Raw genomic sequence first — 12,374 nt, forward strand, 5'->3', positions numbered from 1 at the left:
GGAATGGGAAATAAGCGAAAAAGAAATGGACCTAACAGAATAATACAAATGAAAAAAGTTTTAACGATTCTGGTGACCACGTTATTAGTATTGATTCTGTTACTCACGGCGGTTGCTGCAAAAGTTTTCTATGATGTAAAAGAAACTACTGATGAAGCCTATGAGCCACTAGCTAGAACACAAAAATTAAAGACCGTAGACTTAAAACAGCAGGAACCTTTCAGTGTATTATTACTTGGAGTGGATACCGGCAGCTTGGGGCGCTCAGAACAAGGACGTTCTGACACGATCATGGTGGCGACAGTCAATCCCAAGCAAGAAAAAACTGTTTTGGTCAGTTTGCCCCGGGATACTTACGCCGAGATTGTCGGACACAATACAATGGATAAAATCAATCACGCGTATGCGTTCGGCGGTACAGCCATGACGATCGCTACGGTTGAAAAATTATTGGATATTCCAATTAATTACTATGTGTCGATCAACATGCAGGGAGTCGAATCCCTTGTTGATGCTGTCGGAGAGGTTGAGGTTTCCAATCCCTTTGCATTTACCTATGAAGAGACAGAATTTCCAAAGGGCTCTCAACGATTAGATGGAAGCAGTGCGTTAAAATATGTTCGAATGCGTTATGACGATCCTGAAGGAGACTATGGTCGACAAGCACGGCAGCGTCAAGTAATTAAGGGAATTCTGCAGCAGGCCCTCAGCATTAAAGGAATTAGCCGCTATCAAGAAATTTTGTCGAGTCTCGAAAGTACCATCAAAACAGATATTCCATTTAACGACTTAGAGGTATTAGCAAGAAAATATCGCAGCGCCTTTAGCACGATTGAATCAGAGCAGGCAAAAGGAGAAGGATTCATGCAGAATGAAATTTCTTATCAACGTCTATCTCCAGAAGAATTAGCCAGAGTCCAGCGGTTGTTAAAAACCGAGTTGGCTAGTGGGTCATAAATGTGGAATTATTTTGAGAGAACGTAGTATCCTTCTATGGCTAAGCTGTTGAAATTTCAGCTATACAAATGAAATTACTTAAGTCGAATTTAGAAGAACGCTTGTAGAATCAGCTATGTAGCGAATGATGAAGCTGTGAATTGTGACTTACCAATCAGTGGTAAGAAGGCTAGAGGATACAAGGCGAACGATTTTCATAGAAAAAATGAAGCCCCGCCATTAGCAATCGCTTGTTTAGCGTTATAATGGTAGGACTTTTTTTTCTGCTTGTTATTTACGCTTACGATCAAACCATAATTGGATAGGAAGGGGACAACTTTTTTCATTTTATTTTACAGTGACTGAAAAAACGTGTGTATCAATCAAGGATTAACTTAGTCCGTTCTTTTTTAGCTAGTATTTTCATAATACTAGCTAAAAAAATTTCGAGAAACCTGAACGAATTGAAAAATTAGTACCACGACGATACTCTATGATATGATATTTATACTTGAATTTACGAGGTTGTCTGTATTTCAATGGCAACTTGTGTTAGAACTAGTAAGCAAAAGTTTTAGTCTTGGTTGCGATAGAAGTAAAAAGAAAAATATGGAGTGATATTTTGTCCGTAATACTAATAGTTACCATTTTATTCAATTTATTTGCGATTGGGACGATCGTGATTCGTCCACGCTTGTTTCACACAAAACTGTTTAAACCAATGGTCCATAATTTCAAGCTTTCGCTTATTCCGGTGGTCATTTTGGTGGGTACGATTCTCACCCAGCTGTTTATTTCTTGGCTAGGGGCCGTTCTTCAGAGTAATCTGGTTACCAGTATTTCTTTAGCCGTACTAGTTATCGGTTTGATCGCCTGGTTTTTATTTTTACCGAATTCCGGCTATTTGATTACAGAATTGAATTTGACTCACCGAGAAGTGGATAAAGTCGAAGTGCCGATTTGGTATGACATTATTTCTGTACTAAGCTTAGCCATCTCGGGTGTCTTAAATACAGCACTGAATATTCTATTGCTTCAATTCTTAGTAATCATCTATATTGATCCGCAAACGATTAATCAGATTAATACGCCATTATTTTGGACACTAACAGGGCTGATCTTCCTATTATTGAGCTTTGGAATTTATTTAGGTCGTTACATTCGCTTCAACACATGGGACTTACTGCATCCAAGAACGTTTGTGAAAAAGCTGGTGGACCATTTTAGCATTAGTAAAAATCGGCGAGATGGGTTCTTATTTACGCTTCTTTATGGGATTTTTCTTGCAATGTTTTATGCCTTAACTTTCTTAAATCCGTTGCTACAATTGATCAGACAAGGGAAATAGACTCATCAGATAACGTTGCCGTATACTATTAATTCGGAAAGACAATACGTTTGAAAATTGATAAATAGCAGAATAATTATCCCTCCGTTGGAACAAATGGGGGCAGGTCAAATAGCCCGCAGCTTTTGCGGGCTTAAAATTTGCGCTCACCTTTTTAAATCGTACACACTTCCGCCTCATCCCAACGTTGGATTCTTTGATAAGACGGGAGTGTGCTACTTATTCTCGCTTACGCATACGATTGAGCAGACGTTTGCGGGCTTTTTTGGGTTTTGCTGGCGGCGATTCTTTGTTTGCCGACAGGACGGCTTCTTCCGCTGATTCTTCTTCATATTTCGCCGTAATAATCAGCTTCGCTGGCGTTGCTTGCTCATCTACCGCCAGATCCTCTACGGAGACGCCTGCTGGCAGACAGGATGTAATCATCATCAGCGCCTGACTTTCACTGATATCCTGCGGTTCCACTCCCATTGGCAGCTGGATGGTTTTGATCAACCAGCCCGGGTTTGGCTGCTCTTCGGTAATAGTGAAATCCTCTGGAAAGCGGATTTGTCCGGTATTTTTTACAGACTTCGGCTGCGGTTTTTCTTTTGCAACAGTCGCTTCTACAACTGGCTGTGCGCCAGCTGTCTCCAGCATGACACTCATCGGATCGTTTGCTGGTTTCTCAATTTCTTCTTTATCATCAAAGATCGTGCGGACTTCTCGCACGATTACTTTGGCGTGTAGGACCTCCTTGAATAGCGCGATCCCGTCTTTTTCAAACAGGCCGATCTTGGTTAATTTGGTTAATGCTGTTTTGACTTGATCCGCGGTTTTGGTGGGATCAAAATGTTTAAATTTTAAATGATGGGATTTGCCAATTCCGTCGGCAAATTCCGCATCTAACGTAATCGTTTTCATTTTTTGGTTTTCTTCCTTTCGTTTTTCGTTTTTTCTACACCTGGAATGGAAATCACCTTCATGATTCCGCGAATCCTGTTAATGGTTCTTCGGTAATTTGATTTAATAATCGTTCAGTTTCTTCAGCGACATAGGTTTGCGCTGGGAATAATTTTGCGGATAATAATTGCCATTCTTTCTTTCCAAAATAATCAGTAAAATAAATATAATAGCGACGCATCGCGGCAGTTGAGCGGGTTTTTAAGAAAATGTAGTTCGCTAATCCGCGTAACACACTCTTGAATTCTGATTCGCAGAGTTCTGCTCTAACTTGCAGTGCAATCAACAGTTCGATGGTGGCCGTGCCATCTTTTGTCTCATGGTAAAACTTGCGAATGCGTTTTTCGATTGTCTGCCGTGACAGCGTAAATAGTTTTTGTCTGGTGATGCCGTATTCTTGCAAATAGGTCACTCCTTTCTTGGATTCATTCTTTATTGAGATATCTACACCACAAACATACGCCTATTTTCGCGGAATTTACACACCAAAAATTTGATTGCAACTAAAATATAAAAATCCTAAAATAAGGAATGCGACAACCACGCGTCAAACGCCTCCATAAAATAACTTAATTAAGAAATAAATACCCATATTTTTATCTAAAAATAAGAAAAAAGCCCACGAAATGATGTTTTTTTGACTTGATTAGAGCAGAATACCTATCATCTATAAGGGGTGAATATAGTGATATCAGCATCTTTTTTAAAGGAGTTATTCACCAAAAAGAAATGCGTCTCATATTTTTCTTGCCAAGATTCGTCTAAGTTTATTAAAAAAAGTTTGGATGTGGAATTTGTGGAGAGAAATTTTGATTATGTGAATGATTTTCTAGAAAAAAATAGGCTTTGATTGATCCTTACTATTTGACAATATATAGTTTAAAAATCCTTAGTAAAATTTTTAAACGTAGGTACATACCGCTCTCGATAAGCCTTTGGGGACATATGGTTGTATTTTTTAAATAGTCGTGAGAAATAATAGGGGTCGTCATAGCCAAGCTCTTTTGCAATTTCAATAATTTTCAATTTAGTGATTCTAAGTAATTTACAGGCTTCGTCCATTTTTAATTTGGTGAAAAAGCCAATCGGGGATTTTCCGGTTTCCTTTTTAAAAATTTTATTCAGATAACTTGTAGAAACGTTAAACTTCTGTGATAAGTCTTCAAGGGTTATGAACGCCTGTAAATGCTGGGCCATATATTGAATACACGCGGTTAATAGATAATCCTTTTTTTGATTTGAATGTGTGGTATCAAGGTAGTAGTAAGAAGTTACTAAAATGTGTCGTAATAGATTGGCGATGAAAATGGCGTTTTCTAAAGTATAGTTTTTTCGATCCATTGAAAAAAGTTCAATTAGACTAGACTCTAGAATCTCACGCTTTTGTCCATCACTCATAGAAGCCAGAGTGAAGCTCTGAATTGGGAGCTGTTCAATTAAGGGACTGGAAAAATGGACCCAAATAATCGACCATGGATCAGCATCGTTTGAATAATAGTAATGAGGAATCTTGGGTGGAATACAAAAAATACTGAAGGGCTGTATCGAAATCTTTTCCCAATGGTTCTCTGTGTAAATACAAATCGTTCCTTGACCTTCTTGACAAAAAAACATAATAGCTTCATCAGCGCCGTCCAATCGCTCTCGATAATGATGCTTTGCTTTAGGATAATAGCCTAGCTCAGTAGCATAAGTATGCTCAACTAGCGGATGCGCAAGATAGCTTGGGAAGTTCATCGTTGGAAATTTAACATAACGTTCGTTCTTAAACCCATCTCTTTTTCTCTGCTTCATAAAATTCTCCTCGGTTTATTAAATTCTGTCTTATGAAGAAATTATACGATATTGTCCATCTTTTGTAAAAAGCTCTATTTTATTAAAAACGCTTCCAATTTATACTTTCATTATAAGTTAAAAGGAGGCAGCAATGAATGAATCAAGTAAACAGCGTTCGCATCTGGGAAGAAACGGTCACTATTCCAACCTATGGAGTGGCTGCACCAGATCACAATCCCCGTTTTTATGAAAAGCGTGCTTATCAAGGGAGCACAGGGAAGGTTTATCCTTTGCCGGTAACTGAAAAAATTTATGATGAAAAGAAGGATCAGGAGTATCATGCGGTATTTATTGAAAACAAATACCTTAAAGTCATGCTTTTACCTGAGCTGGGTGGTCGTATTCAACGAGCGATCGATAAAACAAACGATTACGATTTTGTCTATTATAATCATGTGATCAAGCCGGCTTTGGTAGGACTGACAGGACCTTGGATTTCTGGGGGCATCGAGTTCAATTGGCCGCAGCATCATCGTCCAACGACCTATTCTCCAACTGAATTCAAGCTGATGGAAAATGAAGACGGTTCAAAATCCTTATGGGTCTCGGAAATTGATCAAATGTACGGCACAAAAGGCAGTGCCACCTTTACCTTATATCCGGATAAAGCGTTCATTGAAATCAAAGGTCAGCTATACAATCGGACAGATCTTCCCCAAACATTTTTGTGGTGGGCCAATCCTGCGGTACCTGTAAACGACTATACGTCATCGATTTTCCCACCAGATGTAACCGCTGTTATGGATCATGGGAAACGAGCTGTTTCGACTTTTCCAATTGCGACTGGTGAGTATTATAAAGTCGATTATTCGGCGGGTGTCGATATTTCAAAATATAAGAATGTGCCTGTTCCAACCTCTTATATGGCAGAAAAATCAGATTTTGATTTTATTGGGAATTTTGATGAGCAGTTAAATGCAGGCTTATTACATGTAGCCGATCATCATGTTTCGCCTGGGAAAAAGCAATGGACCTGGGGAAATGGTGATTTTGGTCAAGCATGGGATCGTAATTTAACAGATGAAGATGGACCATACATCGAGTTAATGACTGGCGTCTTCACAGATAATCAACCGGATTTCACGTGGTTGAGACCTTATGAGGAAAAAACTTTTACGCAGCATTTTATGCCGTATAAAGGGGTAGGCCATATTAAGAACGCGACGATCAATGGCGCAGTAAATATTGAAAAAAATGAGAAAATGGCCATCGTAAGCGTCTATGTTACTGGTGAAGAGCCGCAGTGTCGAGTAAAAGTTTACAATGACGATCAATTGATTTTTGAAGATAAAGAAGATTTATCACCAGCTGATACGTACCGAAAGGCATTTGATTTGCCAGAAGCAATCTCTTCAGAGGCGCATTTGAGAGTCGTTGTCCAAAACCAGTCTGGTAAAGAACTTGTCAGCTTTCAAGAAGTGAGCTGGCCAGAACCAGAGATTCCGGAACCTGCTGAAGCAATTCCGGCACCAGAAGAGTTAAAAACTACCGAGGAATTGTTCCTTGCGGCTACCCATCTTGAACAATATCGTCATGCTACGAGAGAGCCGGCGGATTATTATTTGGAAGGCTTGAAAAGAGATACCACTGATATTCGTTTAAACACGGGCTACGGGACATTATTATTTAGACGCGGACAATTCACAGAAGCGAAGAATTATTTAGAAAAGGCCATAGCTAAACAAACTTGGAAGACACCAAATCCTTATTATGGTGAGCCTTTATTTCAATTAGGATTGGTTTTGGAGATGTTAGGTGAAAAAGAAGACGCCTTTGATACTTTTTACAAAGCCACATGGAATGATGATACACAAGGAGCAGCATTTTTCAAACTGGCTTGCTTAAGTGCGCAAAAAGCAGAATGGGAAAGAGCTGCGGAATTTGTTCAACGAGCGTTAATTAAAAACAGCCATCATATGAAGGCGCGAATGCTGGAAATTTTAGTTTTAGAGCAGCTAGGTTTTGAGGTAGCAGAAAAAGTAAGCGAAGCGTTGGCTATCGATCCGTTAGATTTAGCGATCAATCGAAAAGCGGCAGAGCTTAACGGGACACTAGAAGATTATGTTAAGGTGATGCGTGGCGAGCTTCAGAATTATTTGACAGTCGCTCTTGATTATCGTCAATATGGTTTCACTGAACAGGCATTAGCAGTTCTATCAGAGTGTCCAGCTTCTTCGCCGCTACTCGGCTATTATGCAGCTGGGTTATACCTAGAGCAAGGCGAGAATGAAGAAGCGAAAGTAACGATTGCCGAGGGTGAAGCCGCGGACTCAACCTACTGCTTCCCAAGTCGCTTAGAGGAGCAGGTATTTTTAGAAAAAGCAATCGAGCTAGTACCAGAAGCCAGTCATGCAAAATATTATCTTGGCAACCTGCTTTACGATAAGAAACGCTATGACGAAGCCATTAAGTTGTGGGAGGAAGCGTCACAGACATGGTCAGAGTTTCCAACTGTTTTCCGGAATTTATCCTTTGCTTACTACAATAAACGAAATGATCCTAAACAAGCACAACAGATGATTGATCAAGCATTTTCGTTGGACACGACAGATGCGCGGGTTTTACTGGAAAAAACACAATTAGAAGCGATGACAGGTGTTTCGGTATCGGATCGTTTAGAAACATTAGAGCGATACCTGAAGACTACTAAGGATCGCGATGATTTGTTCATTGAGTATTTGTCCTTGCTGAATGTAACGGGTCGTCATCATGAAGTCTTACAGGAAATCGAAGGACGCATCTTCCATCCGTGGGAAGGTGGAGAAGGCAAAGTATCTATGCAGTATACCTATGCTTTGACTGAACTAGGTCGTCAATTGATTGATACAGATCCTAAAAAGGCTGAGAAAACATTGAAGGCGACATTTAACTATCCGCATAATTTAGGAGAAGGTAAATTACCTAGCAATCACGATAATGTGGCAAATCTTTATCTAGGACGTCTATATAACAAGCGTGGCGAAAAAGACAAAGCAAACGTACACTTCATTGAAGCCACAAAAGGTATTCAAGAACCGGGAAGTGTCTTGTATTACAACGATGAACCAGCAGATGTGTTGTTCTATCAAGGCTTGGCTTATCAGGAATTAGGACAGCAGGAACAGGCGGCGGCTAAATTCGATTTATTACTAGAATACGGTCGAACACATCAGAAGGATACGGTTGAATGGGATTTCTTTGCAGTCTCGGCACCAGCCCATTCTGTCTACGAAAATGATATCCAGTTAGATAATGAAATTTATTGTATCTATCTTCAAGGCTTAGGTCATCTAGGAAAGGAAGAAGAACGAGCGGCCAAGGAATGCTTTGAAAAAGTTTTGAAACTGAATCCGGCACATCAAGGCGCTATCCAGCATTTACAACTGATTAAGTAATTGTCGTGTATTGTTAAACAAGGAGGGAAATTTGTGGAAAATAGTGAAGAAAGCCGTGTCACATTGGAAGTGAGTAAAGATAATCGGGTCACTCTTGTTGAGATGTTGGGGCATGCGACTGCTGGAATTGGATTGAACTTGATTTATGGATTTTGGGCAACTTATATGTTGGTCTTTTACACGGATGTTTTTGGCATAACGGCAGCAGCGGCTAGTATTATCATGGTGATTTCACGAATCTGGGACGGTATCAATGATCCGATGATGGGGGCAATCGCTGATCGAACAAGAACTCGCTGGGGACGCTATCGTTTCTACATCATCTTTATGCCAATTGTCGTGTTGATTGCGATGACTTTAAATTTTTCATCACCTGGGTTAGATGCGAAAATGAAGGTCATTTATGCGGGAGTTACGTATATTTTGATGAGCATGGCATTCACCAGCTGTGACGTTCCTTATTGGTCCTTGCCATCGGTAATGTCTCAGGCAGTTGTCAAACGGACAGCTATTTTGAGTCTATCTCGCGGTATGGGCCAAGTGGCAGGACTGGTGATTGGGATCGTAGCTATTCCAATGGTTCAATTTTTTGGTCAAGGAGATATGCAAAAGGGCTATTTAATGACCGCTATTGTCGTTGGTGTGGTGGGTGGTTTATTAACAACCGCTGGTGGCCTGATGGTGAAGGAACATGTGGAACCGATTATAGAACCGAAAGCAGAAAAAATCGGCTTTGTTAAATCGTTGCGAGTAATCATTCAAAATAAACCGTTATTGCTCGTCTTGATTTCTTTATTAATCAGTTTTATGTCAAACCTGATTCGTCAAAGCCTATTGGTTTATTATGCACAATATAATATTGGAAATATTAATTTAGTTGCGGCTTTTAACACAATTACTGTTCCAGGAATGCTTTTAGGGATTGCCTTGACACCGATCATGAGTAAAAAAATCGGTCAGAAGAATTTTTATTATCTTGCGTCATTGGCAGGGGTCTTGGTGAATGGCGGATTATTCTTCATTGATCCAACGAGTAATTTGAATCTATTTATGTTTGTTTTCGCTTTGACCTCGCTACCGCAAGGAATCATTTTGATCATGACCTCATCAATGATTGCGAACACGATTGAGTATGCTGAATGGAAATTTGGTCAACGAAGTGAAGGACTGATTTCTTCAACACAGACCTTAACGTCGAAAATCGCGATTGCCTTAGGTGCGGGACTCTGCGGAGTAATTCTATCACTATCCCGTTATGTTCCTAACGCGATCCAAAGTGCCCAAACATTGTCAGTTCTCCATTTTTCGCTGACAATGTTACTGGCTATTATGATCGCTGTCGGAACGATTCCAATGTTTTTCTATGAACTGACTGAAGAGAAGCACGCTGCTATTATGAAGGAGCTGGAAGAACGGAAGAAGAATTGATATTCTATTGACGTTTTCAGTAGAGATTCTTCAGCGTACAAACGACTGAATAAAAAAAATCAAACATTTTTTGTTTGAAAGTGTTTACAAATGGGTAGAAAGATGCTATTCTATTAGTGAAATATAGATATTAGTGGATTGTTACTATTTGATTAGGCAAAAACCGCAGGTAACTGATTGCTGAGCAGTCGGTTGTTTGCGGTTTTTTTTCATTGAAAGGGGTGAGAAATAGTGTACAGGGTAGTACAAGTGTTAAACAACAATATCGCCATTGTTAAGAAAAACAATGAGCAGGCAATAGCGATGGGAAAAGGACTTGTTTTTCAAAAGAAAAAGGGCGATCTGTTGTCAGAGGACACGATTCAAAATTTGTTTGTATTGAAAAGCGAGGAGTCAAAGCAAAATTTTTCTTTCCTATTAAAGGATGTGCCGCTGGATTTTATCACAACTGCTTATGAAGTAATTGAGAACGCTATCAAGAAGTATCAGTATTCGGTTCAAGAGTATATTTATGTCACTTTGACGGATCATATCTATTGGAATTATAAACGATTGGTAAAGGGCGAGTATCAAAATAGTCTGTTACCCGATATCAGCCAGCAATATCCGACAGAATATCAAATTGCAAAAGACGCGTTAGCAATTATCAAGGAGCGGTTAGATATTGCATTTCCAGAAGATGAGCTAAAAAACATTAGTATTCATTTCATCAATGCACAGGGGAAAACGCCGGAGCCGGTGACTTCTCCTCCAGATTTTTATGATGAGCAGAAGCGGGCATTGGAAGAAATTGAGGAGTATTTACGCAAAAAGAATATTGTTCGAACGGAAAAGACCCAAAATTTTTATGATCGTCTGATGATTCATCTGCGTTATATGCTGGAGCGGACAGAAGAAGCAGAAGTCGACGAATTTGCTGAAAAATTGGAAGCGGATTTAAAAAAGGATTATCCAGAGGCCTACAGTGTGGCAGAAGGAATGTATCAAATTTTAAACGAAACAAATGCCTTAAAGTTAAATGCCAGTGAACAGGTTTACTTTACGATTCATATTCAACGATTACTTTAGATGGAGGATTAAGAGCATGAAAAAATTACCAGAACATTTTATTTTTGGCGGAGCGACTGCTGCGTATCAGTGTGAGGGAGCTACAAAGGAAGGCGGCAAGGGTGCTGTCGCGTGGGATGAATTCTTGGAAGAGCAAGGCCGCTTCAGTCCTGATCCTGCCAGTGATTTTTATCATCAATACCCAGTAGATATTGCGTTATGTGAAAAATTTGGTGTGAATGGATTGCGATTATCGATTGCGTGGAGCCGTATTTTTCCTGAAGGAGTGGGAGAGCCGAATCCAGAGGGAATTGCTTATTACCATGACATATTTAAACAATGCAAAGAGCACCATGTGATCCCGTTCGTAACCTTGCATCACTTTGACACACCGAAGGCCCTATTTGATCAAAACGATTTTCTGAATCGTGACAACATCGATGCGTTCGTGAAATACGCGCAATTCTGTTTTGAAGAATTTACCGAAGTCGAGTATTGGAGCACCTTCAATGAAATCTATCCAGTCGCGACGAATCAGTATTTGTTAGGTGTTTTTCCGCCGGGGATTAAATTTGATTTTACCAAAATCATTATGTGCCTGCACAACATGATGGTGGCCCATGCGAGAACGGTCAATATTTTTAAAGAAAACGGCTATCCAGGTGAGATTGGTGTGGTTCATTCATTGGAAACGAAATACCCAAATTCGGATTCCGAAGAGGACAAGCACGCCGCCTTTTTAGAAGATGCGTTATCGATTCGCTTTTTATTAGAAGCAACGTATCTTGGCCGCTATACAGATGAATTGTTAGCTGCTTTGGATGAGATTTGTGAAGCGCAAGGCGCAACGTATGAGTTCTTAGAAGAAGACTATCTGGAAATGGAAAAAGCTTCGCAGCGGAATGACTTTTTAGGCATCAATCATTATCACAGTCATTTCTGCAAGGCGTATCAAGGGCCGAATGAGATTTATCATAATGGTACTGGTGATAAGGGAACCTCTGTCTATCGTGTGAACGGGATCGCGGAACGTGTCTATCGCGAGGATATTCCCCGCACAGATTGGGATTGGCTGATCTATCCTCAAGGTCTGTATGATTTACTGCTGCGGATCAAACAGGATTATCCCCACTATAAAAAAATCTATATTACGGAAAATGGCATGGGCTACAAGGATGATTTTGAAGACGGCATTATCATGGATACGCCGCGAATCGATTATCTACGTCAATATTTAGGCGCGTTGAGTGATGCGATTGAGGCTGGAGTCAATGTTGAGGGCTATTTCTTATGGTCCTTGATGGATATGTTCTCATGGACGAATGGCTATAACAAACGCTACGGATTATTCTATGTGGATTTTGACACGCAGGAGCGTTACCCGAAAGAATCAGCTTATTGGTATAAATTTGTTAGTGAAACGAAGACTATCATTTAGTTTTTTTGGTAGAAATCCTGAATGA

9 protein-coding genes are annotated in these 12,374 nt (G+C 39.9%); 6 read left to right on the plus strand and 3 right to left on the minus strand.

Annotated elements, in window-relative coordinates; genetic code table 11:
* Window positions 1-3 precede the first annotated feature (3 nt).
* Both IGI52_RS24185 and IGI52_RS24190 read left to right on the plus strand, forming a co-directional pair.
* Complete coding sequence (locus IGI52_RS24185) at window positions 4-957, plus strand: LCP family glycopolymer transferase (protein ID WP_438782592.1); 954 nt, start codon at window positions 4-6, stop codon at window positions 955-957.
* Window positions 958-1,558: 601 nt separating this feature from the next.
* Window positions 1,559-2,284, plus strand: a complete 726-nt coding sequence (locus IGI52_RS24190; protein WP_016178717.1) for a DUF1361 domain-containing protein — start codon at window positions 1,559-1,561, stop codon at window positions 2,282-2,284.
* Between the two features lie 219 nt (window positions 2,285-2,503).
* Here IGI52_RS24190 and IGI52_RS24195 read toward each other — a convergent pair whose 3' ends face one another.
* The 3 genes from IGI52_RS24195 to IGI52_RS24205 form a co-directional block, all read right to left on the minus strand.
* Complete coding sequence (locus tag IGI52_RS24195; RefSeq protein WP_438782593.1) at window positions 2,504-3,187, minus strand: hypothetical protein; 684 nt, start codon at window positions 3,185-3,187, stop codon at window positions 2,504-2,506.
* Between the two features lie 58 nt (window positions 3,188-3,245).
* Window positions 3,246-3,629 (minus strand): hypothetical protein, encoded by a 384-nt coding sequence (locus IGI52_RS24200; RefSeq protein WP_154059589.1) that lies wholly within the window; start codon window positions 3,627-3,629, stop codon window positions 3,246-3,248.
* A 476-nt stretch (window positions 3,630-4,105) separates the two neighbouring features.
* Window positions 4,106-5,020 (minus strand): AraC family transcriptional regulator, encoded by a 915-nt coding sequence (locus IGI52_RS24205; RefSeq protein ID WP_016178714.1) that lies wholly within the window; start codon window positions 5,018-5,020, stop codon window positions 4,106-4,108.
* A 137-nt stretch (window positions 5,021-5,157) separates the two neighbouring features.
* Here IGI52_RS24205 and IGI52_RS24210 point away from each other — a divergent pair, with 137 nt between their 5' ends.
* From IGI52_RS24210 to lacG, 4 genes are all read left to right on the plus strand, one after another.
* Entirely contained in the window at window positions 5,158-8,436 is a 3,279-nt protein-coding gene (locus tag IGI52_RS24210; RefSeq protein ID WP_438782594.1) for a DUF5107 domain-containing protein, read from the plus strand.
* A gap of 33 nt (window positions 8,437-8,469) precedes the next feature.
* Window positions 8,470-9,864, plus strand: coding sequence for an MFS transporter (locus tag IGI52_RS24215; protein ID WP_438782595.1), 1,395 nt, complete (start codon window positions 8,470-8,472; stop codon window positions 9,862-9,864).
* A gap of 231 nt (window positions 9,865-10,095) precedes the next feature.
* Window positions 10,096-10,932 (plus strand): PRD domain-containing protein, encoded by an 837-nt coding sequence (locus tag IGI52_RS24220; protein WP_438782596.1) that lies wholly within the window; start codon window positions 10,096-10,098, stop codon window positions 10,930-10,932.
* A 16-nt stretch (window positions 10,933-10,948) separates the two neighbouring features.
* Window positions 10,949-12,349, plus strand: coding sequence for a 6-phospho-beta-galactosidase (lacG, locus tag IGI52_RS24225; protein WP_438782597.1), 1,401 nt, complete (start codon window positions 10,949-10,951; stop codon window positions 12,347-12,349).
* Window positions 12,350-12,374: the final 25 nt, after the last annotated feature.

Origin of the sequence: Enterococcus sp. DIV0187 (genome assembly GCF_051713785.1) — a bacterium.
Classification (GTDB): domain Bacteria; phylum Bacillota; class Bacilli; order Lactobacillales; family Enterococcaceae; genus Enterococcus_A; species Enterococcus_A avium.

What these genes read in the sequence shown, in the direction of transcription:
- IGI52_RS24185 (WP_438782592.1), top strand. Translation starts at nt 4, where the DNA reads ATGGGAAATAAGCGAAAAAGAAATGGACCTAACAGAATAATACAAATG.
- IGI52_RS24195 (WP_438782593.1), bottom strand. Translation starts at nt 3,187, where the DNA reads ATGAAAACGATTACGTTAGATGCGGAATTTGCCGACGGAATTGGCAAA.
- IGI52_RS24205 (WP_016178714.1), bottom strand. Translation starts at nt 5,020, where the DNA reads ATGAAGCAGAGAAAAAGAGATGGGTTTAAGAACGAACGTTATGTTAAA.
- IGI52_RS24210 (WP_438782594.1), top strand. Translation starts at nt 5,158, where the DNA reads ATGAATCAAGTAAACAGCGTTCGCATCTGGGAAGAAACGGTCACTATT.
- lacG (WP_438782597.1), top strand. Translation starts at nt 10,949, where the DNA reads ATGAAAAAATTACCAGAACATTTTATTTTTGGCGGAGCGACTGCTGCG.